Here is a 25234-nt window from a genome sequence, read left to right on the forward strand (position 1 = left end):
TTCCGTTTCGACTGCGCCGGAAGTGGGGCGAATTATAGACTTCTAAAATTCGCCGTCAACCCCTACTTGAAAATTTATTCAGATTTCAACGCGATACGCGCAAATGCCTTCTTGCCCGCCTGACAAACGTGAGTCGTGCCCAGTACATATATAAAGGAACGATCAACCACTTCACCATCAACTCGCACACCACCAGAAGCCAACAGGTCGCGTGCAGCCGCCGAGTTCTTCACCAGGCCTGCCTTATTAAGGACAGCAGCAATCGGCATATCCTCAGCGGAAGTCAGCTCGATCTCTGGCAGATCATCCGGCAGCTCACCATCCTTCATACGGTTACCCGCAGCGCGATGAGCATTGGCTGCCGCTTCCTCACCATGGAAGCGCGCAACAATCTCTTCCGCCAACTTGATCTTGATGTCGCGCGGGTTAGCACCTGCCTTTACATCTGCACGGAAAGCATTGATCTCATCCATTGACCGAAAGCTGAGCAGTTCGAAGTAACGCCACATCAATGCATCCGGGATCGAAACCAGCTTGCCGTACATGACACCTGGCGCTTCCTGGATACCGACGTAGTTGCCCAACGATTTGGACATCTTCTTCACACCATCCAGACCTTCAAGCAACGGCATGGTCAGAATGCACTGCGCCTCCTGACCATAACCACGCTGCAGTTCACGCCCCATCAGCAGGTTGAACTTCTGATCAGTACCACCCAACTCGACATCCGCGCGCAAAGCAACCGAGTCATAACCCTGAACCAGCGGATAGAGGAACTCATGGATAGCGATTGGCTGATTGGTGGTATAGCGCTTGTCGAAGTCATCGCGCTCGAGCATGCGAGCGACGGTGTATTGCGAAGTCAGGCGAATGAAGTCCGCAGGCCCCATCTGATCCATCCAGGTGGAGTTGAACGCAACTTCGGTTTTGGCCGGATCAAGAATTTTGAATACCTGAGACTTATAAGTCTCGGCATTTTCCAGAACCTGCTCACGAGTCAAAGGTGGACGCGTGGCGCTCTTGCCGCTCGGATCACCGATCATCCCGGTGAAGTCACCTATAAGGAAGATCACCTGATGCCCCAGCTCCTGGAACTGACGCAGCTTATTAATAAGCACGGTATGACCCAGGTGCAGGTCCGGAGCGGTTGGATCGAAACCAGCCTTGATACGCAGCGGCTGGCCGCGCTTGAGCTTCTCGATCAGCTCGGACTCGACCAACAGTTCTTCCGCACCACGTTTAATCAGCGCTAGCTGCTCTTCAACCGACTTCATAACAGACCCGCAAGGCTCAGATTCAAAGGGAACCAACCATACAAGATCGCGCACCAATTACAAGTTTTGCCCGGCGCACGGACACCAATCTACAGACAGGGCGTCTGTAGACTTGCTTCGGGGATGATTTGGTTATATTTTATACAGTTATTTCATCTTCATCATGTCATTCATCTTTTCCAATTCATCTTTTTTCAAAGTCAAAATTACTTATGACCACTGAACCGTCTAAAGCGCCACCGCTTTACCCGAAGACCCACCTGCTCGCAGCAAGTGGAATCGCCGCCCTTCTCAGCCTGGCGCTCCTGGTATTCCCTTCCAGTGATGTTGAAGCCAAAAAGACGACCCTGAGCCTTGAACTGGAAAATCCTGCTGAACAACTGACACAAGATCAAGACGCTGCTGATGCGGCTCAAGCCACAAGTGAGCCAGTCGCTTCGCCATTTGCCCAGATCGAAAACGCTGAAGAAAACACGCCGAAAACCGCTGAAGCCGCACCCGCGCCGGCTCCAGTCGCCGAAAAACCAAAGGCTCCCGGCCATCGGGAAGTGATCGTTGCCAAGGGCGACACGCTGTCCACCCTGTTTGAAAAGGTTGGTCTGCCATCTGCTGCTGTGCATGAGGTACTGGCCAGTGACAAACAAGCCAAGCAGTTCAGCCAGCTCAAGCACGGCCAGAAACTTGAATTCGAAGTGAACCCACAAGGCCAACTGACCAGCCTGCACAGCAAGGTCAGTGATGTAGAAACCATCACCCTGACCAAGAATGACAAGGGTTATGCGTTCAACCGGGCCACCGCAAAACCTACCGTTCGCACCGCTTATGTACACGGCGTCATCAATAGCTCGCTGTCACAATCCGCCGCTCGCGCCGGTCTCTCCCACAGCATGACCATGGATATGGCCAGCGTCTTCGGCTACGACGTTGATTTCGCCCAGGACATCCGCCAGGGTGACGAATTCGATGTGATCTACGAGCAGAAGGTAGTCAACGGCAAGGCAGTCGGCACTGGTCCTATTCTTTCCGCGCGCTTCACCAACCGCGGCAAGACCTACACAGCCGTGCGTTACACCAACAAGCAAGGCAACAGCAGCTATTACACTGCCGATGGCAACAGCATGCGCAAGGCGTTCATCCGGACTCCGGTGGACTTTGCCCGCATCAGCTCGAAGTTCTCCATGGGCCGCAAACACCCGATCCTCAACAAGATCCGCGCCCATAAAGGCGTCGATTACGCAGCGCCGCGCGGTACGCCAATCAAGGCCGCCGGTGACGGTAAAGTACTGCTGGCCGGTCGCCGCGGCGGCTACGGCAACACCGTGATCATTCAGCACGGCAACACCTACCGTACGCTCTACGGCCACATGCAGGGCTTCGCCAAAGGCGTGAAGACCGGCGGTACCGTCAAACAGGGTCAAGTGATCGGTTATATCGGCACTACCGGCCTGTCCACCGGTCCGCACTTGCACTATGAGTTCCAGGTCAACGGCGTTCACGTCGACCCTCTGGGCCAGAAGCTGCCTATGGCCGACCCGATTGCCAAGTCCGAACGTGCCCGCTTCCTTGCACAGAGCCAGCCGCTGATGGCGCGCATGGACCAAGAGAAGGCCACCATGCTGGCTTCGAGCAAGCGTTAAGCCATGGCCCTCTATATCGGTGTGATGTCCGGCACCAGCCTCGATGGACTGGACATCGCGCTGATCGAACAGACCCCGGCGATCAAGCTGATCGCCACACACTACATTCCCATGCCTGACTCCCTGCGCACTGAGCTCTTGAGCTTGTGCGCCAGCGGCCCTGACGAGATTGCCCGCTCGGCGATTGCCCAGCAACATTGGGTGAGACTCGCGGCGCAGGGTATCCACACCCTGCTCGACCAACAGCGACTCAAGCCTGAAGCCATTCGCGCCATCGGCAGCCATGGCCAAACCATTCGTCATGAGCCCGCCCGTGGCTTCACCGTGCAGATCGGCAACCCTGCGCTGCTTACGGAGCTGACCGGTATCACTGTCGTCAGTGATTTCCGTAGCCGCGATGTCGCAGCCGGCGGCCAAGGTGCCCCGTTAGTGCCTGCCTTCCACGAGGCTTTGTTCGAAGAGCGTACCGGTAACCGTGCGGTCTTGAATGTCGGCGGTTTCAGCAATCTCAGTCTGATTGAGCCGACCAGGCCTGTAGCCGGTTTCGACTGCGGCCCAGGGAATGTGCTGATGGATGCCTGGATTCACCAGCAACGTGGCGAGAACTATGATCGCAACGGCCAATGGGCAGCCACTGGCAATGTCGAACCCGCGCTGTTGAAAGCCATGATCAGAGACCCGTTCTTCGTGACAAAAGGCCCGAAGAGCACTGGGCGCGAAGTGTTCAACCTGCCTTGGCTGGAACACCACCTATCAAAGTTACCGGTTTTTGCGGCTGAAAACGTCCAGGCTACGCTGCTGGAGTTGACGGTACTGACCATCGTCGAGTCGCTGCAAAGTGCTCAAGCCGATACCCAGGAAATGTTGGTCTGTGGTGGTGGCGCGCACAATGCCACACTGATGAAACGCCTGGCAGATCTACTGCCAAACGCAGTCGTTGCCAGCACTGCCAGCCATGGCGTTGATCCAGACTGGGTCGAGGCCATGGCCTTCGCCTGGCTGGCACATTGCTGCCTCGAAGGCATAGCCGCGAACCGTCCAAGTGTCACCGGCGCCAAAGGCCTGCGCGTACTCGGCGCGATCTACCCTAACTAAGCAAAACGCAGACAACAAAAAACGCCGTAGAACCGTAAGGCTCTGCGGCGTTTTGTTGTGTGCAGCGCGGTGCGATCAGATCGAGAACGAAGAGCCGCAACCACAGGTCGTGGTGGCGTTCGGGTTCTTGATCACGAAGCGCGAACCTTCCAGACCTTCCTGGTAGTCGACTTCGGCACCGGCCAGGTACTGGAAGCTCATCGGATCAACCACCAGACTCACGCCTTCGCGCTCGACGATGGTGTCGTCTTCGGCTACATCTTCATCGAAGGTGAAACCGTACTGAAACCCTGAACAACCGCCGCCCGTAACGAATACGCGCAGCTTCAAGCGATCATTCCCCTCTTCATCGACCAGGCTCTTCACCTTGTGCGCAGCACCTTGGGTGAATTGCAAAGCCGTGGGGGTGAAGGATTCGACGCTCATGCTGACTATCTCCCGGCGTTACGCCGCCATAATGCGTGATGACGCGCATTATCCGCTTGTCCTAGAAAATCGGTCAACTATTGTTACGGTATATCAATAAACCGACCAACTGCCCAGAATGCAAAAAGGCCCGTCTGACGGGCCTTTTTGCTGTGTTGCCGAAAGTGTTACGGCAGCATACCGGCGTGGGACAAACCGAAGCGCTCGTCCAGTCCGAACAGGATGTTCATGTTCTGCACCGCCTGGCCCGACGCCCCCTTGACCAAATTGTCGATCACCGACAACACCACCACCAGATCGCCATCCTGCGGACGGTGAACCGCAATGCGGCAGACGTTGGCGCCGCGAACACTGCGGGTTTCCGGATGGCTGCCGGCCGGCATCACATCGACGAACGGCTCGTTGGCATAACGCTTTTCGAACAGCGCCTGCAGATCCACCGAGCGATCAACCACGGTCGCGTAGAGCGTGGAGTGAATGCCACGGATCATTGGCGTCAGGTGTGGAACGAAGGTCAGGCCGACGTCCTTACCGGCGGCGCGACGCAGGCCCTGGCGAATTTCCGGCAGGTGACGATGACCTTTCACCGCGTAAGCCTTCATGCTTTCCGATGTCTCGGAGTACAGCGAGCCTACCGCTGCGCCACGACCGGCACCGCTGACACCGGATTTGCAGTCGGCGATCAGACGCGAAGTATCGGCCAGACCCGCTTCCAGAAGCGGCAGGAAACCCAGTTGCGTAGCGGTTGGATAGCAACCCGGAACGGCAATCAGGCGTGCCTTCTTGATCTGCTCGCGATTGACTTCGGGCAAACCGTAGACCGCTTCGTCCAGCAGCGCGGGGGCGCCGTGCGACTGACCGTACCACTTGGCCCACTCTTCAGCGTCCTGCAGACGAAAATCCGCCGACAGGTCGATGACCTTGGTGCCCGCCGCCAGCAGTTCGCCGGCCAGAGCATGAGCTACGCCGTGCGGGGTGGCGAAAAACACCACGTCGCAAGCACCCAGGGTCTTGATGTCCGGCATGCTGAATGCCAGGCCATCGTAGTGGCCGCGCAGGTTCGGATACATGTCAGCCACGGCCAGACCGGCCTCGGATCGAGAAGTGATCACAACCACTTCTGCCTGCGGATGCTGTGCCAACAGACGCAGCAGTTCGACACCGGTGTAACCCGTGCCGCCGACGATACCGACCTTGACCATAAACCTGCCCTCAACGAACCCACTGGAAAGCCGTCGATAATAGGGGCCGCGCGCGCCTGCGACAACCGTCAAGGTGACGTGCGGACGCTCAAGCCTCTACTATCCCGGCTACCGTGAACCTGGGAATAACCAAAAATGCTCTATCTATGGATCAAAGCGTTTCATATCGTCAGCGTCGTGTGCTGGTTTGCCGGGCTGTTCTACCTGCCGCGGCTGTTCGTTTATCACGCGCAAAGTGAAGACGCGATCAGCAAGGAACGCTTCAGCCTCATGGAACGCAAGCTGTATCGCGGCATCATGGGCCCGGCGATGATCGCTACGCTGATCTTCGGCGGCTGGCTGATCTACCTCAATCCGGGCATCTTCAGCATGGGCGGCTGGATTCACGCCAAGCTGACCCTGGTGGTCTTGCTGATCGGCTATCACCACATGTGCGGCGCGCAGGTAAAACGTTTCGCCCGTGGCGAGAACACCCGCAGCCATGTCTTTTATCGCTGGTTCAATGAAGTGCCGGTTCTGATATTGCTGGCTATCGTAATTCTGGTCGTGGTCAAGCCGTTCTAACTTCAACAGGCACCACACTTCGGGGGATTTCCAATGTCGCTGCCCGCTCTGCTCGAACAACGTCTGCGTCTGCCCGTCGTGGCGGCGCCGATGTTCCTGATTTCCAACCCGGAGCTGGTGCTAGCCTGCTGCCGCAACGGCGTGGTCGGCAGCTTTCCAGCCCTGAACCAGCGTGAAAGCAGCGGCTTCAAAGCCTGGCTGGAACAGATCGAGGCCGAACTGGCGACACTCGACAATCCGGCACCGTATGCGGTGAACCTGATCGTCCACAGCAGCAACCCGCGCCTGCAGGCGGACTTGAACATCTGCGTCGAACACAAGGTGCCGATTGTCATCACCAGCCTCGGCGCGGTGAAGGAACTGGTCGACGCGGTTCACAGTTATGGCGGCCTGGTTTTCCACGATGTGACCACGCGCCGCCATGCCGAGAAAGCCGCCGAAGCCGGGGTCGACGGTTTGATCGCGGTTGCGGCCGGCGCTGGCGGCCACGCCGGCACCTGGAGCCCGTTTGCACTGATCGCCGAGATCCGCGAATTCTTCGATAAAACCCTGCTGCTTGCAGGATGCCTTAACCACGGCCATGAAATTCTTGCCGCACAGTTGCTCGGTGCCGATCTGGCCTACTTCGGCACGCGATTTATCGGCACCACCGAAAGCCATGCGCCTGACGCCTACAAGCAGATGCTGCTGACTGCCAAAGCGACGGACATCATTCATACTCCTGCGGTCTCAGGCGTACCGGCCAGCTTCATGCGCCAGAGTCTGGAGGCAGCGGGTTTCGACATGGCCGCGCTGCAAGGCAAGGGCGAAGTCAATTTCGGCGACAAGCTCAAGCCGATCAACGATGAAGCCAAAGCCTGGAAAACCGTGTGGTCCGCCGGTCAGGGCGTAGGGCAAATCGACGACCTGCCGAGTGTGGATCAGTTGATCGCCCGGCTCGACGCGCAATACCGTCAGGCACTGGAACGCGCAGCGCAGTTGCAGAAACGCTGGCCACGCTGAGAAAAACCAGGCCAGTCGCCGACCGACTGGCCTTACAATTCGACCTTCAATTCATTCGCGACAAGGATGCCTCGGCCATGAGCGAACCCCGTTACAAGATTGTTTTCGACGGTGCTCTACAGCCCGGTGTCGATATCAACACTGCCAAGCTCAATCTGGCAGCCCTGTTCAAAAGCGATGTGGCCGCCATCGAACGCCTGTTCAATGGCAACACCATCGCCCTCAAGCACGACCTGTCCCACAGTGACGCCCAGACCTATCTGCAAGCACTGAGCAAGACCGGGATCGACGCGCGGATCGAAAGCGAAACGGCGATCGAGCTGAACCTGGCGGACGTGCACGAACATCCGTCCGCTGCTGCCGAACCGGACTCCCCCTACGCACCACCGCGCGCCAACGTTGGCGAGCACCTGCCGGCGTTCGCTGCGCTCAAGCCATTCAGTGTCGAAGGACGGATCGGTCGCCTGCGCTTCCTCGCATGGACGATGGTGCTGAGCCTGGTGACCCTGCCGATCGTTGGCGTATTCGCACTGATCGCCTTGGGACTTGTCAGCGGCGACTCCACCAGCGGCCTGATCATCGGCGGGATTTTTGCGGTCTTCCTGTTCCTCGGTTTCATCATTGTCAGCATCCTGTTCAGCGTGCAGCGCCTGCACGACATCGGCTGGTCCGGCTGGTTATGGCTGCTGAACCTGGTGCCCTTCGTGGGCAGCTTCTTCCCGCTGGTGATCATGGTCGTACCCGGCAACACCGGCGCCAACCGCTACGGCCCGCCACCGCCCCCCAACAGCACCGCGGTCAAGGTGCTGTGCTCGCTGTGGATCGTGTTCTTCGCGCTGGTATTTGCCGGCGGCATGCTGGGCGGCATCTCGGCCATTCAGCAGGAATATGAGACCAACCTTGAGAGCAGCTATGAAAGCGGTTCGGTCACCACCGATGAAGTCGAGATCGAGACCACACCCGCGGCGAATTCGGTGGACGATGCAGCCGAAGCGGCTCCGGCCCCTGTAGACTCTGCGAAAGAATGAACAACGTTCCCCGCCGTGACACCTGCGTCGCTGGCGCGGAGCTGTTGCGATGGAGAATTGCATGACCCGTTACGCTCTGATCACTGGCGCCTCCAGCGGCATCGGCCTGGCCATGGCCGAAGCCCTGGCCCGGCGCGGCCGCAGCCTGATTCTGGTGGCCCGACAGCGTGATCAGCTGGAAAGTATCGCAATCGAACTGACCCAGCGCTTTGGCGTGGAGGTCTTGTTCCGTGCCTGCGACCTCGGCGAGCCTTTGCGCCTGTCCGGCTTCCTGCTGGAACTGGAAGAAGGCGACCGACAGATCGATCTGTTGGTCAACTGCGCCGGCATCGGCACCTGCGGCCCGTTTCTGGCGCAGGACTGGATGACCGAGCAGGACCTGATCGAAGTGAACATCCTCGCCCTCACCCGCCTGTGCCACGCCATTGGCAACAGCATGGCGTTGCAGGGCGGTGGGCAGATTCTCAACGTCGCCTCGATGGCGGCGTTCAATCCCGGTCCGTGGATGAGCACCTACTACGCCAGCAAGGCTTACGTATTGCACTTCTCCGAAGCGCTGCGGGTTGAGCTCAAACAGAGCGCGGTCAAGGTCTCGGTGCTCTGCCCCGGCCCGACCCGCACCGCGTTTTTCCGCACCGCGCAGCTCAACAGCGACAAATTCAAGGACAGCAAGCTACTGATGAGTCCTGAGGAAGTCGCGCTGTACACCGTGCGCGCACTGGAGAAAAACCGCGCAATCATCATTCCGGGACGCCGCAACCGCTGGCTCGCCTTCCTGCCGCGCCTCGGTTCACGCTGGCTCAATCGCACCATCGTCGGCATGGTCAACAAGGCTTACTGCCCGCGCTGAACTGTCCTACGGCAAAACACTGGGCGGGGTCATTTCCCATGAGTACACTCAGGCCAGCCCACACAACGGAGAAAACAGCAGTGGATACTCTGTTCACCAAGATCATCAACCGGGAGATCCCGGCCAAGATCATCTACGAGGACGACCAGGTTCTGGCGTTCCACGACATCGCCCCACAGGCACCGGTGCATTTTCTGGTGATCCCGAAGAAACCGGTGCGCACCCTCAATGACCTGACCGAGGACGACAAGGCACTGGCCGGGCACATTCTGTTCACTGCTCAGCGCCTGGCGCTGGAACTGGGCTGCGAGGAAGGTTTCCGGGTGGTAATGAACTGCAATGAAAAAGGTGGGCAGACCGTCTATCACATTCATATGCACGTACTGGGTCAGCGCCAGATGAACTGGCCACCGGGCTGATTCAGCGGAAATCCTGTGGGAGCGGGCTTGCTCGCGAAGCGGATTGTCTGGCAATGAGATTTTGAATGTGCCGGCGTCTTCGCGAGCAAGCCCACTCCCACCCAGAGCATGAACGCACGCCCCCCTATACCGTGCGGCAAATGACCCAGCGCAAACCTTCCCCGGCCGATTCGGTTAAACTGGCGGTCGAGATTTTTCCCGGAGGTCAGCATGACTACCCAACGTCACTACTCGCCGATTGACCGTCTTCTGCTGCAAGCCGATGCCGCGATGCGTACCCTGCTGCCCTTCAGCGGCCAGCCTTACCGCCCGTCGCCAGCGATCGTGCAGCCTGAAGTGCAAATGAGCGACGAGGACACCCGTCACGTTGCCGGCCTGATGCGCATCAACCATACCGGTGAAGTCTGCGCCCAGGCGCTGTACCAAGGGCAGGCGCTGACCGCCAAGTTGCCGCAGGTGCGTGCCGCCATGGAGCACGCTGCCGAAGAAGAAATTGATCACTTGGTGTGGTGCGAACAGCGCATCCATCAACTGGGCAGCCACACCAGCGTGCTCAACCCACTGTTCTACGGCATGTCGTTCGGCATTGGCGCGGTGGCCGGCCTGATCAGCGACAAGGTCAGCCTCGGTTTCGTCGCGGCCACCGAGCATCAGGTGTGCAAGCACTTGAACGAGCACCTTGAGCAATTGCCGGCCGAAGACGAGAAGTCCCGGGCGATTCTGCAGCAGATGCGCATCGATGAAGAACATCATGCGGAGAGTGCGCTGGATGCCGGTGGTTTCCGTTTTCCGGCGCCGGTGAAATTCGGGATGAGTCTGTTGGCCAAGGTGATGACCAAGAGCACCTACAGGATCTGAATTTGGCGCTGTCTGGCGCAACCCCTACAGGTTCTGCATTTCGGCAATAAAAAAGGCGACTACCGCAAAGTAGTCGCCTTTTTTGTGCGTTGAAAGCTTACGCCGGCATATTGCGTGCGTAGAAGATTTCGAGCATTTCGTGCTTCACCCGCTCGGTCACCTGAGCGCGTTGCTCAGGGGACAGGTTGCTGGTGGCGTCGCCGAACAGGTAGTTATCCAGTTCGAAGTTCTTCAGCAGCATTTTGGTGTGGAACAGGTTTTCCTGGTACACGTTCACGTCGGTCATCTGGTACGCGTCGCGGGTGTCTTCGGAAAGGTAGTTCTGGATCGAGTTGATCTCGTGATCGATGAAGTGCTTGTTGCCTTCAACGTCACGGGTGAAGCCGCGCACACGGTAGTCCACAGTCACGATGTCCGAATCGAACTGGTGAATGAGGAAGTTGAGCGCTTTAAGCGGTGAAATGACACCACAGGTCGACACGTCAATGTCCACACGGAACGTCGCAATACCGGCGTCCGGATGGATTTCCGGGTAGGTGTGCACCGTGATGTGGCTCTTGTCGAGGTGGGCAAGGATGATTTCGGGCAATGGACCCGGGGACTCTTCGATCTGGCTGTCAGTCGGGGTCACCGGCTCTTCCGAGATCAGAATCGTGACGCTGGCACCCTGAGGCTCATAGTTCTGACTGGCAATGTTCAGAATGTTGGCACCAATGATTTCGACAACTTCCGTGAGGATCTGCGTCAGGCGTTCGGCGTTGTACTCTTGATTGATGTACTCGACGTAAGCCTGCTGGTCTTGCGGGGTTTCCGCGTAGCAGATGTCATAGATGTTGAAGCTCAAGGTCTTTGTCAGGTTATTGAACCCGTGGAGCTTGAGTTTGCTTTTCACCGTTAAAAACTCTCTATGTATGCGGCGCAGCCGCGTGATCAAGCATGCCCGTCAAGTGCGAACAACGCACCTGCGTAGGACGGTTAACACCTCTTCGCGATGGCGATTTTGGTTATCTGTTCAGGCGGATGACCCGTCGGTTGACCGATCACTGCCCTGAAAAAAGTGGCGCATTATGCAGACGTCAGCGAGGGATCGCCAGAGTCTGCACTGCTTTTATGATAGTTGAATGTCGGTTCAACCGAGTTCGACGATTTCATAATCGTGAGTGATCGCCACGCCGGCCGCGCCGAGCATGATCGAGGCCGAGCAATACTTCTCTGCAGACAGTTCGATGGCGCGTTTGACCTGGGCTTCCTTCAGGCCACGACCCTTGACCACGAAGTGCATGTGGATCTTGGTAAACACCTTCGGATCTTCGGTTGCACGCTCGGCTTCGAGGAAGGCTTCGCAGCTCTCAACCGCCTGACGCGACTTCTTGAGGATGCTGACCACGTCGAAGTTGCTGCAACCGCCAACGCCCAACAGGAGCATTTCCATCGGGCGAACCCCTAGATTACGACCACCGGCGTCCGGCGGACCGTCCATGACCACGACATGACCGCTACCGGATTCGCCGAGGAACATGGCTTCGCCAGCCCATTGGATGCGTGCCTTCATCGCCAAGACTCCACTGTAGAAAAAAGGGTCGCCAGCTTAGCACAGGCCTTTGCTTTGACAGCGCACGCCGCTCTTAGGACGGAGGCCTTTGCAACGTAGGTAATTTCTCGAATTTTCGACGAAGTGTCTGGTAAGCTGGCGCCAATTCGCTGGCGCCAATTGTCAGCCTGTGTAGCGACCACCTTCAGCGCCTCATAAAAAAATCAAACATCACCGTGCAGTCTTTTCGGGATACAACCATGGTTGCTATTACCCCCACACCCAAAATCAAGAACCTCGACAAGCTGTTGTTGCATTGCCAGCGCCGTCGCCATGCGGCCAAGAGCAACATCATCTGCGCCGGCGATCGCTCGGACACGCTGTACTTCATCATCAAGGGTTCGGTCACCATCCTGATTGAGGACGACGACGGTCGCGAAATGATCATCGCCTACCTCAATGCCGGAGATTTCTTCGGTGAGCTGGGCCTGTTCGAACAAGCTGGCCAGGAACAGGAGCGCAGTGCCTGGGTGCGGGCCAAGGTCGAATGCGAAATCGCTGAAATCAGTTATGTGAAGTTCCGCGAATTGTCGCAGCAGGATCCAGACATTCTTTACGTCCTCAGCGGACAAATCGCACAACGTCTGCGCAATACCACGCGCAAAGTGGGCGACCTGGCGTTCTTCGACGTCACCGGTCGCGTGGCTCGCTGCCTGCTGGAACTGTGCAAACAACCCGACGCTATGACCCACCCGGACGGCATGCAGATCAAGGTAACCCGTCAGGAAATCGGGCGGATTGTCGGTTGTTCGCGGGAGATGGTCGGTCGCGTGCTCAAGGATCTGGAAGAACGCAACCTGGTCGATGTGAAAGGCAAGACCATGGTGGTCTTCGGTACCCGCTAAGCGCGCACCGTCAGGCGCTGTAGACCTGCGCCAGCATCAAACGAAACAGCTCAGCAAGACGCGCCAGTGCATTTGGCGCGGCGAACTTCTCGTGCAGGGCGATATGGCTTTCGGCACGCACTCGCTGCTCCAGTCCGCAAGCCTCATTGAAGCGATTGACCGCTGCGACCATCGACTCGCGCTCGTTAGCCACCAGCATCGCCCCGTGCACCAGACCCACCGGGCGCTGACCGCCCTGACTCTGGCGCCAGCGCTGGGCCGTACCGACCATCTTGCGCCCGTCGAGGTTGACGTTGAAACGACCGTCGCAGAATGCACCGTCGATTTCACCCAAGGACGACGTGCCGCCCAGTTCATCCAGCAACTCGCGGATCGGATCACACAGACGCCGGTAACCGGTTTCGATGCGGTTCAGATCGCCTTCGCTGCGAGGCGGAGCATAGACCAGAGCGATGTTGATGGTTGAAGCCGATTGCGGGACCGGTTCGCCGCCTGTTTCACGCAACAGCACCGGCCAGCCGGCAGCGGCGGAGACTTCGCAGGCATGCTCAAAACCGGGCAGGCGGTTGAGGCGGCGCGGCATGACCAGCGCGCGATCGCTGGGTTGCCAGAACAGCAGGTCGAATTCGGCGTTACCAGCGCAGACCGAGGCCAGCAAATCCTGTTCGGCTTGCAGGCCGGCTTCGATGGTGAGGGAGGCAGGGATCATAAGGTTTCCGTAGGACGTTCAGTCTGAGGTGAATCTTATGTCGTCATCGCGAGCAGGCTCACTCCTACAGGGGGAACGCATTCCAAGTGTAGGAGTGAGCCTGCTCGCAATGGCGTCTACTCGGTCTGACCGAGTCAGTCGAGGGTCGAACCGCTGACCGGAACGCCACGCTCCGGGAAGAACAGGCGTTGCAGCTCGGTGCCCGGGCTTTCGGCACGCATGAACGCCTCGCCCACCAGGAACGCGTAGACGTCGCTGATTTCCATCAGTTCGACATCGGCGCGGTTGAGGATGCCGCTCTCGGTGATCACCAGACGATCGCGCGGGATGCGCGGCAGCAGGTCGAGGGTGGTTTCCAGGCTGACGTCGAAGGTGTGCAGATTGCGGTTGTTGACCCCGACCAGTGGCGTGTCGAGGGTTTTCAGCGCACGCTCCAGCTCATCACCGTCGTGCACTTCCACCAGCACGTCAAGACCGACGCCTTTGGCGACCGAAGCCAGCTCGGCCATTTTCACGTCATCCAGTGCGGAGACGATCAACAGCACGCAGTCGGCGCCCAGCGCGCGGGCTTCGACGATCTGGTACGGATCGATCATGAAGTCCTTGCGGATCACCGGCAACTTGCACGCGGCGCGGGCCTGTTGCAGGTAAGCATCAGCGCCCTGGAAGTAATCGATGTCGGTCAGCACCGACAGGCAGGTCGCCCCGCCCTTCTCGTAGCTCCTGGCGATGTCGGCGGGCACGAAGTTCTCGCGGATCACACCTTTGCTCGGCGAAGCCTTCTTGATTTCAGCGATCACCGCCGGTTGTTTCTTCTTGGCCTGCGCCAGCAATGCCTGGGCAAAACCACGGGGTGCATCGGCCGCCTTGGCCAGACTTTCCAGCTCGCTCAGGCTGACGCGAGCGCTACGTTCGGCGACCTCCTGGACTTTGCGCGCCAGAATGTTTTCCAGAACCGTCGGTACACTCATCCCTCATTCTCCACTTTGAATACCGCGGTAAAGGCACCCAACTCTTCGAGTTTCTCCCGAGCGAGACCGGTGTGCAGGGCGTCGTGCGCAAGCGCCACGCCTTCTTTCAAACTTGAGGCCAGGTCGGCAGCGTACAGTGCGGCACCGGCATTGAGCACAATCATTTCAGCAGCTTTCTGGCCGTTTTCGGTTTTGCGCTTGCCCAGTGCATCGCGGATCAGCGCCAGCGACGCTTCCGGACCGTCAACCGACAGGCCATGCAGGCTCTGGCTCTTCATGCCCAGATCTTCCGGCTCGACCCAATACTCAGTGATCTCGTTGTTCTTCAGCTCGGCGACATACGTCGGCGCGGCCAGGCTGAACTCGTCCAGACCGTCTTTGGAATGCACCACCAGCACGTGTTTGCTGCCCAGGCGCTGCAAGACTTCGGCCAATGGCCGGCACAAGGCCTGGGTGAACACGCCCACCACCTGATGTTTCACACCGGCCGGATTCGTAAGCGGGCCGAGCATGTTGAACAGCGTACGCAGGCCGAGATCGCGGCGCGGGCCGGCGGCGTACTTCATGGCTTTGTGATGGGTCTGGGCAAACATGAAACCGATGCCGACGTTGTCGATGCAACGGGCAACCTGCACCGGCGTCAGGTTCAGGTAGATGCCGGCGGCTTCCAGCAAGTCGGCGCTGCCGCTCTTGCCCGATACCGCGCGGTTGCCGTGCTTGGCCACTGTGCAACCGGCGGCTGCGACAACAAAGGAAGAAGCGGTCGACACGTTGAAGATGTTCGCGCCGTCACCGCCGGTGCCGACCACGTCGACTACGCCGTCGAGAGTTTTGAGTTCGACCTGATCTGCCAGCTCACGCATCACCGACACGGCGCCGACGATTTCGTCGATGCTCTCGCTCTTCATGCGCATGGCCATCATGAACGCGCCAATCTGCGCGTCGGTGCATTGGCCCGTCATGATTTCGCGCATCACGTCGCGCATTTCTTCGGTGCTGAGGTCGAGGTGTTCGACGATACGGCTCAGGGCTGTCTTGATATTCATGGAAAGTCCTTAGCACGTGCCGCCGGTTTGTTTGAGGAAGTTGGCAAACAGTTCATGGCCCTGCTCAGTCAGGATCGACTCGGGGTGGAACTGTACGCCCTCAATGTTCAGGGTCTTGTGACGCAGGCCCATGATTTCGTCGACGCTGCCGTCATCGTGCTGGGTCCACGCCGTTAGCTCCAGGCAATCGGGCAAAGTATCGTGTTTGACGATCAGCGAGTGGTAGCGGGTAACCGTCAGCGGATGATTCAGACCGGCAAAAACGCCCTTGTCCTCGTGGAATACCGGACTAGTCTTACCGTGCATCACCTGACGGGCACGCACCACATCGCCGCCGAAGGCCTGACCGATGGACTGATGGCCCAGGCAAACGCCGAGGATCGGCAGTTTGCCGGCGAAGTGCTTGATGGCTTCGATGGAGATGCCGGCTTCGGTCGGTGTGCACGGACCTGGGGAAACCACGATGCGCTCCGGGTTGAGCGCTTCGATTTCGGCGATGGTCAATTCGTCGTTGCGCACGACTTTGACCTCGGCACCCAGCTCGCCGAGGTATTGCACAACGTTGTAAGTAAAGGAGTCGTAGTTGTCGATCATCAGCAACATGGCGTTTCGAACCTCTTGAATTCTGACTTGAAGACAGCCTTCAGATGACTTGCCCGCAGGGCGCTGCACGATGTCGGACGCGGGGATGCGCGTCGGCACAGCGGGATATCAAACGGGCAAGGAAGGCAAAGCGATACAGATCCGGCGGGGCCGGCAGAAAAGATTCAGGCGCGCCAACGCCAGCGGGCGTGTGCCTTGATGACTTGATCCAGAAGTTTGCTGGTGATCAACACGGGGAAGGTCTCGTTCATACGTTCCAGCACAGTAACTTAGCTGGGCAGAGCGTGCAATATGGCGGGGTCGGCAGGGGGTCAAACTTTAGGAGGGTTCACGACCGATGGCAAAAGGCCGGAAGTTTTTGGTACTGTCGTTTCGTTCACCTACAACAATAAATAAACGGACTTGCTCATGATCAAACAGACGTTGTTTGTACCGCTTGCCGGATGCCTGCTCGCCATTGCATGCGCCCAGGCCTACGCAGCACCCGCGCCCTATTCCAATTTCATCGTCTTCGGCGACAGCCTGAATGATGCCGGGACCTTCAAGGACACTGGCGGCCCGGCCGGCGCCACGCAGCGCTACACCAACCGCACCGGCCCGCTGTACAAGGATGGCACTGGCGAAAACCGCGACCTCAACGCCACGCAGATTATCGGCGGCAAACTGGGTTTCAGCCCGGATCAGACGGCGTCCTCGTCCTCGGCCGTGCGTGCCGGTGAGGGTCTGGCGGATGGCAACAACTGGGCGGTGGGTGGCTACCGCACTGACCAGATTCTCGACTCGATCACCACGCAATCGGCCACCGGTGAGCGCACCCGCAGCGGTTACCTGCCCTCGAATGGCTTGCGCGCCGATCCGAATGCGCTGTATTACCTGTCCGGTGGCGGTAACGACTTCCTCCAGGGCCGCGTGCTCAGCCTCGATCAGGCCAGCGCGGCGGCAGATCGCCTGGCCGACAGCGTCCGTACGCTGCAAGGTGCCGGCGCCAAATACATCATGGTCTGGCTGCTGCCGGACATCGGGCTGACCCCGGCGATCAACGGCTCGCCGCTGCAGGGCTTCACCTCGCAGCTCAGCGCCCAGTTCAACACTGAGCTGGTCAGTCAGTTGCAAGGCATCAGCGCCGAAATCATTCCGCTGAACATTCCGGTGTTGCTCAAAGAGGCCTTCGCCAACCCGGCGCAATTCGGCCTCGCGGCAGACCAGAACCTCACGGCCACCTGCTTCAGCGGCGACAGTTGCACGGAGAACGCCAAATACGGCATCAACAGCGCCACTCCCGATCCGACCAAGCTGATCTACAACGATGCGGTGCACCCGACCGAAGCCGGCCAGCGCTTGATTGCCGACTACGCCTATTCGCTGCTGGCGGCACCGTGGGAACTGACCCTGCTGCCGGAAATGGCCCAGGGTTCGTTACGCGCGCATCAGGATGAACTGCGCAACCAATGGCTCGCCGACTGGGAAAACTGGCAAGGCATCGGCCAATGGCGGGCGATTGTCGCCGGGGGCGGCCAACATCAGGATTTCGACGGTCAACACAGCGCAGCCAGTGCCGACGGCAACGGCTATAACCTGAACATCGGCGGCAGCTATCGCGTCAACGAAGCCTGGCGTGTCGGTTTGGCCGCAGGTTTCTATAACCAGAAACTCGAAGCCGGCGACGCCGACTCGGAATACAAACTCAACTCTTACATGGGCACTGCGTTCGCCCAGTATCAGCAAAACCGCTGGTGGGGCGATCTGGCGATGACCGCCGGCAAACTCGACTACGACAGCCTCAAGCGTAAGTTTCAGCTCGGGGTAAACGAGCGCGGGGAGAAAGGCGATACCGACGGCTATGTGCTGGCGATCAGCGGGCGCATCGGCTACGACATCGCACAGCAGGCCAGCAGTCCGTGGCACCTGTCGCCGTTCGTCAGCGCCGATTTTGGCAAGACCGAAGTGGATGGTTACTCGGAAAAAGGCGTGGACTCCACAGCACTGACCTTCGATGACCAGTCACGCAACTCGCGACGTCTGGGCCTGGGTATCCAGGGCAAGTACCAGATCACCGCGCAGACCGAAGTGTTCGGCGAGTTCGCTCACGAGCGTGAGTACAACGACGATCGGCAGGACCTGACCATCAACCTCAACAGCCTGCCGGGCAACCGTTTCACCCTCGAAGGCTACGAGCCGCAAACCAACCTCAATCGCCTGAACCTGGGCGTGAGCCACAAACTCACGCAGGACCTGGCCCTGCGCGCCAGCTACAACGTGCGCAAGGATGATGACTTTACCCAGCAGGGGGTTAACGTCGGGGTCAGCCTCGACTTCTGATTGACAGGCATAAAAAACGCGGCGCCCTTACAGGCGCCGCGTTTTTTTATGGCTAAACACAAGGCCCGCTCCCACAGAGGCGGATGGTGTGGGCTCAGTTTTCCGGGGTCTGCTCGGCCAGGGCCACGGCGCGGAACATCGCGCGGCGCTTGTTCAGGGTTTCTTCCCATTCCAACGCTGGCACCGAGTCGGCAACGATGCCGCCACCGGCCTGCACGTGCAGTTCACCGTTCTTGATCACGGCGGTGCGAATCGCAATCGCGGTGTCCATGTTGCCGTTCCAGGCGAAGTAACCGACCGCACCGCCATACACGCCACGCTTGACTGGTTCCAGCTCGTCGATGATTTCCATCGCACGGATCTTCGGTGCACCGGACAAGGTACCCGCCGGCAGAATCGCTCGCAGCGCATCCATCGCCGTCAGTCCTTCTTTCAACTGACCGGTGACGTTGGAAACGATGTGCATCACGTTGGAATAGCGCTCGATGACCATCTTCTCGGTGAGTTTCACCGAGCCGATTTCCGAAACCCGCCCGGTGTCGTTACGACCGAGGTCGATCAACATCAAGTGCTCGGCAATCTCTTTATCGTCCGACAGCAGGTCTTCTTCCAGCGCCAGATCTGCTTCTTCGGTGGCGCCACGCGGACGCGTGCCGGCAATCGGGCGCACAGTGATCAGGTTGTCTTCGACCCGCACCAGCACTTCCGGCGAACTGCCGACGACATGGAAGTCGCCGAAGTTGAAGAAGTACATGTACGGCGTCGGGTTGAAGCAACGCAGTGCGCGGTACAGATCGATCGGCGCTGCCTTGAAGTCGATCGACATGCGCTGCGACGGCACGACCTGCATGCAGTCACCCGCGAGGATGTATTCCTTGATGGTGTCGACGGCTTTTTCGTAATCGCTCTGGGTGAAACTGGAACGGAACAGCGGATCAGCCGACTGCTGTTTGCTGAAGTCCAGACCACGGCGCGGGGTGATCGGCTGGCGCAGTTTCTCCAGCAGTTCCTGCAATTGCGCCTGGCCTTGCTCGTAAGCATCCGCTTGCGCCGGGTCGGCCAGCACGATCGCGTGCATCTTGCCGGCGAGGTTGTCGAACACCACCACCGCATCGGACACCATCAGCAGAATGTCCGGCACGCCCAGCGGATCCGGGTTCGGGCATTTGCCCAGACGCTTCTCGACATAGCGCACGCAGTCATAACCGAAGTAACCGACCAGGCCACCGTTGAAACGCGGCAGACCGGCGATGGTCGGCACGTTGTAACGGGTCTTGAAGGTTTCGACGAAGGCCAGCGGGTCTTCGACGTCATGGCTTTCGGTCTCGACGCCGTCGACGGTGATGCTCACGTGGTGGTCGTGAACCCGCAGCACGGTGCGGCATGGCAGGCCGATGATCGAGTAACGGCCCCATTTCTCGCCGCCCTGCACCGATTCGAGCAGATAGGAGTTGGGCTGGTCAGCCAGTTTCAGGTAGATCGACAGCGGTGTGTCGAAGTCAGCCAGAGTTTCGCAGGCCAACGGAATGCGGTTGTAGCCGTCAGCGGCCAAGCGCAGGAATTCTTCGCGGATCATGAGGTGCCTCGTGGTGTGAGGTGCTAACAGTCAGGTATGCAAACGCGCCGGCGAGCCGGCCAGGAATCAGTCAGGCGCGCCAACGCCAGCGGGCCAGGGCCTTGATGACTTTCATCCAGAGTTTGCGGGTGACCACCACGATGGCGTTTCCAGAATGGGATTGAGAAGCGTCGGCCAACGTTATCTCAGCGGCTGTACCGAGGCAACCGGGAATTAGCTTGCGCAGATCGTCGATCACCAGCGCCGGAGATTCCTCGGCAATCGGCCGGCCGTGGTTGTAGCCGTAACTCAGCGCCACGCATTTGACCCCTGCTGCTTTCGCCGCCAGCACGTCGCTGCGCGAATCGCCGACGAACAGCGATTGCGAGGCCGGGATGTTGGCCATTTTCATCACGAAGAACAGCGCGGCCGGATCAGGTTTCTTCTGCGGCAGGGTGTCGCCGCCGATGATCCACTTGAAGTAGCGGCCGATCTTCATCTGATCCAGCAGCGGCGCGACAAAGCGCTCCGGCTTGTTGGTGATCAGCGCCATCGCCACGCCCTGCTTGTGCAACCACTTGAGGGTGTCACGCACACCGGGATAGACCACAGTCAGCTCATGGCTCGCGCCGTAGGCTTCCATGAACACTTCCAGTGCGTGCTCGGCTTCAACGTCATCCACAGCAGAATGATCGATGCCGCCGGCCAACGCCCGGCGCACCAGCACCGGTGCGCCGTTGCCGACCCACTCGCGCACCGACTCGATGCCGGCAGGCTTGCGGCCGAGGGAGAGCAGCATGGTGTCCACCGCCGCCGCCAGGTCGGGAACCGAGTCGATCAGCGTGCCATCCAGATCGAACATCACCAACCGTGGCAGTTGCCCCGGGAACAGCTGCTCAAAACCACTCATGGGAGCGCCAGCGCCAGTTCGGAACGCATCTTGTCGATGACTTCCTGATAATTCGGCGCATTGAAGATCGCCGAGCCGGCGACGAAGGTGTCAGCACCAGCGGCCGCGATTTCGCGGATGTTGTTGACGTTGACGCCGCCGTCGATTTCCAGACGGATGTCGCGACCCGAAGCATCGATGATTGCCCGCGCTTCGCGCAGTTTGTCGAGGGTGCCAGGAATGAACTTCTGCCCGCCGAAGCCTGGGTTTACGCTCATCAGCAAGACCATGTCGACCTTGTCGATCACGTACTTGAGCACGTCCAGCGGGGTCGCCGGGTTGAACACCAGGCCAGATTTGCAGCCGCCTTCACGGATCAGTTGCAGCGAGCGATCGACGTGCAACGTGGCTTCCGGGTGGAAGGTGATGTAAGTCGCGCCGGCCTCAATGAAGTCTCCGACGATGCGATCCACGGGGCTGACCATCAGGTGTGCGTCGATCGGCGCGGTGACGCCGTACTTGCGCAGCGCCGCGCAGACCATCGGACCGATGGTCAGGTTTGGCACATAGTGGTTGTCCATGACATCGAAGTGAACGAAGTCCGCACCGGCGGCCAGAACATTGTCCACTTCTTCGCCGAGGCGGGCGAAGTCGGCGGAGAGAATCGACGGAGCAATTACGAAGGGCTGCATGACGCACCTTTTCTGAGCTAAATCACGATGGCGCGCATTGTAGCCTCATGCTTGGGCGCGCGCACCGTGACCGCGATGATTGGGTTGTGCCATGAGCGCTGACCGAGCACGCCTCAGTAAGCCGCGCGGTAGATCTTCTCGATATCGGCAGCGCTGAGTTTGCGCGGGTTATTGCGCATCAGACGCTCGATCCCCGCGGCTTCCACGGCCATGGCCGGGATTGCCTCCTCGGGTACACCGAAACTGCGCAGCCCGGCCGGAATCTCCACCGCCGCACACAGTTCGCTCATCGCCTGCACGGCTTTGTCCGCCGCCTCCGTGGCACTCAGGTGAGCGGTCTTGACCCCCATGGCTTCAGCAATATCCTGCATGCGCTCGACGCAGGCCATCTTGTTCCAGGTCATGACATACGGCAGCAGCAACGCGTTACTCACGCCATGGGCGATGTTGAAACGCCCGCCCAGCGGATACGCCAGCGCATGCACCGCGCCGACACCCGCGTTGCCGAACGCCATGCCGGCCATCAGGCTGGCGGTGGCCATGTCTTCGCGGGCTTGCAGGTTGCCGCCGTTGGCGTACGCCTTGGGCAGCGCTTTGGCGATCAGTTTGATGGCGCCGATGGCGAGGGAATCGGTGATCGGCGAGGCATTCACCGACAGATAGGATTCGATGGCATGCACCAGCGCATCGACGCCACTGGCGGCAGTGACGCTGCGCGGGCAGGTCAGGGTCATCTGCGGACTGACCAACGCGACGTCGGGTAATAGAAAATCGCTGACGATGCCTTTCTTCAACTGGGCAACTTTGTCCGAGAGGATCGCCACATTGGTCACTTCCGAACCGGTGCCAGCGGTGGTCGGGATGGCGATCAGCGGCGGGCCTTTGCGCGGCACCTGATCGACGCCGAACAGGTCCTCCAGCGCGCCGTGATAACCGGCGTAGGCGGCGACACTTTTGGCGATGTCGATGGCACTGCCGCCACCGAGGCCGATCAAGCCGTCATGCCCGCCTTCTCGGTAAACACGCATGCAGTCTTCGACGATGGCAATTGCCGGGTCCGGCAGCACGCGGTCGAAAATCTCGTACTCGCGCCCGCCCAATTGGCACAGCGCCAGCTCCACGGTGCCGGATTTGACCAGCGCGGCGTCGGTGACGATCAGCGGGTTGTCGATATCCAGACGCGTGAGCTCCGCCGCCAGTTGCTCGATGGCCCCGGCGCCGGTGATCAGTTTGTGAGCGATTTTGAACTGGGACAGACTCATCGTGCGCAGCCTCTTATAAGTGTGGGAGCTGAGCACAAGCGTAGCTGAGGGTTTGGGGTTGTCTGCCATTCACTGCATGAATGACCCAACCTCTGAACACACCAAAAATCATTGTAGGAGTGAGCCTGCTCGCGATGACGGACTGACATCCACCAATGATGTCGACTGAAAGTCCGCAATCGCGAGCAGGCTCACTCCTACAGGGGAATACGCTAGACCTGGGCGGTACGCAGTTTTTCGCTACGCCCGCGTAGCCATTCCAGGGTCAGCAGCAGAATCACCGAAAAGGCGATCAGCAGCGTTGCCGCCGCCGCGATGGTCGGGCTGAGGTTCTCGCGAATCCCGCTGAACATCTGCCGTGGCAACGTCGCTTGCTCGGGACCTGCAAGGAACAACGTCACTACCACCTCATCAAACGAAGTCGCAAAGGCGAACAGCGCCCCGGAAATCACCCCCGGTGCAATCAGCGGCAAAGTCACACGACGGAACGCGGTCAATGGCGATGCACCAAGACTCGCCGCCGCCCGCACCAGATTGTGATTAAACCCCTGCAACGTCGCCGACACAGTGATGATCACGAACGGCACCCCCAAAACCGCGTGGACCACGATCAACGAGAAGAAACTGTTGCCCAGCCCCAGCGGCGCGAAGAACAGATAACTCGCCACGCCAATGATCACCACCGGCACCACCATCGGCGAAATCACCAGCGCCATCACCAGCGATTTGCCGGGGAAGTCGCCACGGGTCAGGCCGATCGCGGCCAATGTGCCGAAGACCATCGCCAGCACCGTCGCGGCGGGGGCGACGATGATGCTGTTCTTCAGCGAGCGCATCCATTCGGCCGAGGCGAAGAAGTCCTGATACCAGTGCAGGGAAAAGCCCTGCAGCGGATACACCAGGAAACTGCCCGAGTTGAACGACAGCGGCACGATCACCAGCACCGGCAGAATCAGGAACAGCAGGATCAGGCCGCAGAGAATCCGCAAGCTGTAGAACCACACCCGTTCGATGGGCGACATGTAAGGACTCAGCATTTCAAATTCCCCTTAGCTCAGGCGCAGGCGACTGGCGCCCACCAGCCAGCTGTAGATCAGATACAGCACCACGGTCGCCAGCAGCAGCAAGCCGCCGAGCGCAGTGGCCATGCCCCAGTTGATGCTGGTGTTGGTGTAGAACGCGACGAAGTAGCTGACCATTTGATCGTTCGGGCTGCCGAGCAGCGCCGGGGTGATGTAGTAGCCGATGGCGAGGATGAACACCAACAGGCAACCGGCGCCGACGCCGGCATAGGTCTGCGGGAAGTACACCCGCCAGAAACTGGCGAAGGGGTGGCAGCCCAGCGAGATGGCGGCGCGCATGTAGGTCGGCGAGATGCCTTTCATCACACTGTAGATCGGCAGAATCATGAACGGCAGCAGGATGTGCACCATCGAGATGTACACCCCGGTGCGGTTGAACACCAACTCCAGCGGCTTGTCGATGATGCCCATCGCCATCAGCGCGCTGTTGATCAGCCCGCCCGATTGCAGCAGTACGATCCACGCTGCGACCCGTACCAGAATCGAGGTCCAGAACGGCAGCAGCACCAGAATCATCAGCAGGTTGCTCTGGCGCGACGGCAGGTTCGCCAGCAGGTACGCCAGTGGATACGCGAGGAACAGGCAGATCACGGTGATGATCAGGCCCATCCAGAAAGTGCGCGCAAAGATGTCGAGGTAGATCGCCTGATCCGGAGTGGCCGGGGCCAGTTCGCCGAGGTCGTCGATGCGGTGATCGACCGCTGCCAGCAGGTAATACGGGGTGATGCTGCTGGTGTTGCGTTTGACCGCCTGCCAATAGGCCGGATCGCCCCAGCGCTCATCGAGGCCTTCGAGTGCTTCTTTATAAGAGGCCGGTTCGCTGGTGAACGGCAGCGCCCGGGCAGTTTTGGTCAGCAGGCTGCGATAGCCGGCCAACTCCATGTTCAAGCGCTTGGACAAGTCGCCCAGCGTCTGGTTTTTGCGGGCTTCGGCAAGGTCTTCGCCCGCCGCTTTGTACACCGGTTCAGCGGGCAGGCCGCGACCGTCCCAACTGGCGATGGCCGCCACGGTGCGTGGCATGCCGCCGACCACTTCCGGGTTACCGACGCTTTTGTAGAGCAGCGCCACGATTGGCACCAGGAACACCAGCAACAGAAACAGCACCAGCGGCGCAATCAACGCCTGGGCCTTCCAGCGGTTGACCCGCTCGGCGCGCTTGAGCTTCTGCTTCAAGGTGGGGCTGGCGCCCTCGTTCAGGGGAACGGCGATGGCCATGACGTACTCCGCAAATCTTTGATCGTTACAGAGGTGGCGAACCACCTCTGTTATTGATTGCTACACATGATCGTTCCCACGCTCCGCGTGGGAATGAATC

At 59.5% G+C, this 25234-nt stretch carries 25 protein-coding genes; 10 read left to right on the plus strand and 15 right to left on the minus strand.

All coding sequences use genetic code 11. The features are described 5' to 3' along the window. Positions 1-74: 74 nt before the first annotated feature. Entirely contained in the window at positions 75-1274 is a 1200-nt protein-coding gene (tyrS, locus tag PseAD21_RS13945; protein WP_102356203.1) for a tyrosine--tRNA ligase, read from the minus strand. 212 nt (positions 1275-1486) lie between these two features. On the opposite strand from tyrS, the gene PseAD21_RS13955 reads away from it, so the two are divergent. Together PseAD21_RS13955 and PseAD21_RS13960 are read left to right on the plus strand one after the other, a co-directional pair. Continuing rightward, on the plus strand, positions 1487-2911 hold the full coding sequence (locus PseAD21_RS13955; protein ID WP_102356204.1) for a peptidoglycan DD-metalloendopeptidase family protein: 1425 nt from the start codon (positions 1487-1489) through the stop codon (positions 2909-2911). 3 nt (positions 2912-2914) lie between these two features. Then, entirely contained in the window at positions 2915-4006 is a 1092-nt protein-coding gene (locus PseAD21_RS13960; RefSeq protein WP_102356205.1) for an anhydro-N-acetylmuramic acid kinase, read from the plus strand. 75 nt (positions 4007-4081) lie between these two features. On the opposite strand, the gene erpA is transcribed toward PseAD21_RS13960, so the two are convergent. Together erpA and argC are read right to left on the minus strand one after the other, a co-directional pair. Next, positions 4082-4432 (minus strand): iron-sulfur cluster insertion protein ErpA, encoded by a 351-nt coding sequence (erpA, locus tag PseAD21_RS13965; RefSeq protein WP_003228776.1) that lies wholly within the window; start codon positions 4430-4432, stop codon positions 4082-4084. 167 nt (positions 4433-4599) lie between these two features. Continuing rightward, entirely contained in the window at positions 4600-5634 is a 1035-nt protein-coding gene (gene argC / locus PseAD21_RS13970) for an N-acetyl-gamma-glutamyl-phosphate reductase (RefSeq protein WP_102356206.1), read from the minus strand. Positions 5635-5769: 135 nt separating this feature from the next. Between argC and hemJ the strand changes: the two genes are divergently transcribed. From hemJ to coq7, 6 genes are all read left to right on the plus strand, one after another. Beyond that, positions 5770-6198 (plus strand): protoporphyrinogen oxidase HemJ, encoded by a 429-nt coding sequence (hemJ, locus tag PseAD21_RS13975; RefSeq protein ID WP_027610742.1) that lies wholly within the window; start codon positions 5770-5772, stop codon positions 6196-6198. A 33-nt stretch (positions 6199-6231) separates the two neighbouring features. Further along, complete coding sequence (locus tag PseAD21_RS13980) at positions 6232-7200, plus strand: nitronate monooxygenase family protein (RefSeq protein ID WP_102356207.1); 969 nt, start codon at positions 6232-6234, stop codon at positions 7198-7200. Positions 7201-7277: 77 nt separating this feature from the next. Then, the gene (locus PseAD21_RS13985) at positions 7278-8228 is read left to right on the plus strand and encodes a DUF805 domain-containing protein (RefSeq protein WP_102356208.1); all 951 of its coding nucleotides are present in this window, start codon (positions 7278-7280) and stop codon (positions 8226-8228) included. Positions 8229-8289: 61 nt separating this feature from the next. After that, complete coding sequence (locus PseAD21_RS13990; RefSeq protein WP_102356209.1) at positions 8290-9078, plus strand: SDR family oxidoreductase; 789 nt, start codon at positions 8290-8292, stop codon at positions 9076-9078. An 80-nt stretch (positions 9079-9158) separates the two neighbouring features. Further along, entirely contained in the window at positions 9159-9497 is a 339-nt protein-coding gene (locus PseAD21_RS13995; RefSeq protein WP_003228789.1) for a histidine triad nucleotide-binding protein, read from the plus strand. 210 nt (positions 9498-9707) lie between these two features. Further along, positions 9708-10355: a 2-polyprenyl-3-methyl-6-methoxy-1,4-benzoquinone monooxygenase gene (gene coq7 / locus PseAD21_RS14000; protein WP_041070133.1), complete on the plus strand. Its 648-nt coding sequence runs from the start codon at positions 9708-9710 to the stop codon at positions 10353-10355. 97 nt (positions 10356-10452) lie between these two features. Here coq7 and speD read toward each other — a convergent pair whose 3' ends face one another. Then, positions 10453-11247 (minus strand): adenosylmethionine decarboxylase, encoded by a 795-nt coding sequence (gene speD, locus PseAD21_RS14005; protein WP_025113535.1) that lies wholly within the window; start codon positions 11245-11247, stop codon positions 10453-10455. Between the two features lie 237 nt (positions 11248-11484). Beyond that, entirely contained in the window at positions 11485-11907 is a 423-nt protein-coding gene (locus tag PseAD21_RS14010; RefSeq protein WP_003228794.1) for an OsmC family protein, read from the minus strand. Between the two features lie 239 nt (positions 11908-12146). Between PseAD21_RS14010 and crp the strand changes: the two genes are divergently transcribed. Further along, the gene (crp, locus tag PseAD21_RS14015) at positions 12147-12791 is read left to right on the plus strand and encodes a cAMP-activated global transcriptional regulator CRP (protein WP_102356210.1); all 645 of its coding nucleotides are present in this window, start codon (positions 12147-12149) and stop codon (positions 12789-12791) included. 10 nt (positions 12792-12801) lie between these two features. Here the strand turns inward: crp and PseAD21_RS14020 are convergent, their stop codons facing one another. From PseAD21_RS14020 to PseAD21_RS14035, 4 genes are all read right to left on the minus strand, one after another. Next, the gene (locus PseAD21_RS14020; protein ID WP_102356211.1) at positions 12802-13500 is read right to left on the minus strand and encodes a lipoate--protein ligase family protein; all 699 of its coding nucleotides are present in this window, start codon (positions 13498-13500) and stop codon (positions 12802-12804) included. Positions 13501-13634: 134 nt separating this feature from the next. Then, positions 13635-14471, minus strand: a complete 837-nt coding sequence (gene trpC / locus PseAD21_RS14025; protein WP_102356212.1) for an indole-3-glycerol phosphate synthase TrpC — start codon at positions 14469-14471, stop codon at positions 13635-13637. Then, complete coding sequence (gene trpD / locus PseAD21_RS14030) at positions 14468-15517, minus strand: anthranilate phosphoribosyltransferase (protein WP_102356213.1); 1050 nt, start codon at positions 15515-15517, stop codon at positions 14468-14470. The genes trpC and trpD overlap by 4 nt, the downstream gene beginning before the upstream one ends. Positions 15518-15526: 9 nt before the next feature. After that, positions 15527-16120, minus strand: a complete 594-nt coding sequence (locus PseAD21_RS14035) for an aminodeoxychorismate/anthranilate synthase component II (protein WP_102356214.1) — start codon at positions 16118-16120, stop codon at positions 15527-15529. A 408-nt stretch (positions 16121-16528) separates the two neighbouring features. Here PseAD21_RS14035 and estP point away from each other — a divergent pair, with 408 nt between their 5' ends. Further along, complete coding sequence (estP, locus tag PseAD21_RS14040; protein WP_102356215.1) at positions 16529-18439, plus strand: esterase EstP; 1911 nt, start codon at positions 16529-16531, stop codon at positions 18437-18439. 94 nt (positions 18440-18533) lie between these two features. On the opposite strand, the gene trpE is transcribed toward estP, so the two are convergent. From trpE to PseAD21_RS14070, 6 genes are all read right to left on the minus strand, one after another. Continuing rightward, positions 18534-20015, minus strand: coding sequence for an anthranilate synthase component I (gene trpE, locus PseAD21_RS14045; protein ID WP_102356216.1), 1482 nt, complete (start codon positions 20013-20015; stop codon positions 18534-18536). Positions 20016-20085: 70 nt separating this feature from the next. After that, the gene (locus PseAD21_RS14050; protein WP_102356217.1) at positions 20086-20904 is read right to left on the minus strand and encodes a phosphoglycolate phosphatase; all 819 of its coding nucleotides are present in this window, start codon (positions 20902-20904) and stop codon (positions 20086-20088) included. Further along, positions 20901-21575, minus strand: coding sequence for a ribulose-phosphate 3-epimerase (rpe, locus tag PseAD21_RS14055; RefSeq protein ID WP_102356218.1), 675 nt, complete (start codon positions 21573-21575; stop codon positions 20901-20903). The genes PseAD21_RS14050 and rpe overlap by 4 nt, the downstream gene beginning before the upstream one ends. Positions 21576-21688: 113 nt before the next feature. Beyond that, positions 21689-22837, minus strand: a complete 1149-nt coding sequence (locus PseAD21_RS14060; RefSeq protein WP_102356219.1) for an iron-containing alcohol dehydrogenase — start codon at positions 22835-22837, stop codon at positions 21689-21691. A 212-nt stretch (positions 22838-23049) separates the two neighbouring features. After that, the gene (locus tag PseAD21_RS14065; protein ID WP_102356220.1) at positions 23050-23874 is read right to left on the minus strand and encodes an ABC transporter permease; all 825 of its coding nucleotides are present in this window, start codon (positions 23872-23874) and stop codon (positions 23050-23052) included. 12 nt (positions 23875-23886) lie between these two features. Next, positions 23887-25134: an ABC transporter permease gene (locus PseAD21_RS14070; RefSeq protein ID WP_025113555.1), complete on the minus strand. Its 1248-nt coding sequence runs from the start codon at positions 25132-25134 to the stop codon at positions 23887-23889. Positions 25135-25234 lie beyond the last annotated feature (100 nt).

Origin of the sequence: Pseudomonas sp. AD21 (genome assembly GCF_002878485.1) — a bacterium.
Classification (GTDB): Bacteria; Pseudomonadota; Gammaproteobacteria; order Pseudomonadales; family Pseudomonadaceae; genus Aquipseudomonas.

What these genes read in the sequence shown, in the direction of transcription:
- PseAD21_RS13985 (WP_102356208.1), top strand. Translation starts at nt 7,278, where the DNA reads ATGAGCGAACCCCGTTACAAGATTGTTTTCGACGGTGCTCTACAGCCC.
- estP (WP_102356215.1), top strand. Translation starts at nt 16,529, where the DNA reads ATGATCAAACAGACGTTGTTTGTACCGCTTGCCGGATGCCTGCTCGCC.
- PseAD21_RS14060 (WP_102356219.1), bottom strand. Translation starts at nt 22,837, where the DNA reads ATGAGTCTGTCCCAGTTCAAAATCGCTCACAAACTGATCACCGGCGCC.
- PseAD21_RS14020 (WP_102356211.1), bottom strand. Translation starts at nt 13,500, where the DNA reads ATGATCCCTGCCTCCCTCACCATCGAAGCCGGCCTGCAAGCCGAACAG.
- PseAD21_RS13990 (WP_102356209.1), top strand. Translation starts at nt 8,290, where the DNA reads ATGACCCGTTACGCTCTGATCACTGGCGCCTCCAGCGGCATCGGCCTG.
- PseAD21_RS13980 (WP_102356207.1), top strand. Translation starts at nt 6,232, where the DNA reads ATGTCGCTGCCCGCTCTGCTCGAACAACGTCTGCGTCTGCCCGTCGTG.
- coq7 (WP_041070133.1), top strand. Translation starts at nt 9,708, where the DNA reads ATGACTACCCAACGTCACTACTCGCCGATTGACCGTCTTCTGCTGCAA.
- tyrS (WP_102356203.1), bottom strand. Translation starts at nt 1,274, where the DNA reads ATGAAGTCGGTTGAAGAGCAGCTAGCGCTGATTAAACGTGGTGCGGAA.
- PseAD21_RS14010 (WP_003228794.1), bottom strand. Translation starts at nt 11,907, where the DNA reads ATGAAGGCACGCATCCAATGGGCTGGCGAAGCCATGTTCCTCGGCGAA.
- PseAD21_RS14035 (WP_102356214.1), bottom strand. Translation starts at nt 16,120, where the DNA reads ATGTTGCTGATGATCGACAACTACGACTCCTTTACTTACAACGTTGTG.
- trpD (WP_102356213.1), bottom strand. Translation starts at nt 15,517, where the DNA reads ATGAATATCAAGACAGCCCTGAGCCGTATCGTCGAACACCTCGACCTC.
- crp (WP_102356210.1), top strand. Translation starts at nt 12,147, where the DNA reads ATGGTTGCTATTACCCCCACACCCAAAATCAAGAACCTCGACAAGCTG.
- trpC (WP_102356212.1), bottom strand. Translation starts at nt 14,471, where the DNA reads ATGAGTGTACCGACGGTTCTGGAAAACATTCTGGCGCGCAAAGTCCAG.
- rpe (WP_102356218.1), bottom strand. Translation starts at nt 21,575, where the DNA reads ATGCAGCCCTTCGTAATTGCTCCGTCGATTCTCTCCGCCGACTTCGCC.
- hemJ (WP_027610742.1), top strand. Translation starts at nt 5,770, where the DNA reads ATGCTCTATCTATGGATCAAAGCGTTTCATATCGTCAGCGTCGTGTGC.
- argC (WP_102356206.1), bottom strand. Translation starts at nt 5,634, where the DNA reads ATGGTCAAGGTCGGTATCGTCGGCGGCACGGGTTACACCGGTGTCGAA.
- trpE (WP_102356216.1), bottom strand. Translation starts at nt 20,015, where the DNA reads ATGATCCGCGAAGAATTCCTGCGCTTGGCCGCTGACGGCTACAACCGC.
- PseAD21_RS14070 (WP_025113555.1), bottom strand. Translation starts at nt 25,134, where the DNA reads ATGGCCATCGCCGTTCCCCTGAACGAGGGCGCCAGCCCCACCTTGAAG.
- PseAD21_RS13960 (WP_102356205.1), top strand. Translation starts at nt 2,915, where the DNA reads ATGGCCCTCTATATCGGTGTGATGTCCGGCACCAGCCTCGATGGACTG.
- PseAD21_RS14065 (WP_102356220.1), bottom strand. Translation starts at nt 23,874, where the DNA reads ATGCTGAGTCCTTACATGTCGCCCATCGAACGGGTGTGGTTCTACAGC.
- erpA (WP_003228776.1), bottom strand. Translation starts at nt 4,432, where the DNA reads ATGAGCGTCGAATCCTTCACCCCCACGGCTTTGCAATTCACCCAAGGT.
- PseAD21_RS14050 (WP_102356217.1), bottom strand. Translation starts at nt 20,904, where the DNA reads ATGAGTGGTTTTGAGCAGCTGTTCCCGGGGCAACTGCCACGGTTGGTG.
- PseAD21_RS13955 (WP_102356204.1), top strand. Translation starts at nt 1,487, where the DNA reads ATGACCACTGAACCGTCTAAAGCGCCACCGCTTTACCCGAAGACCCAC.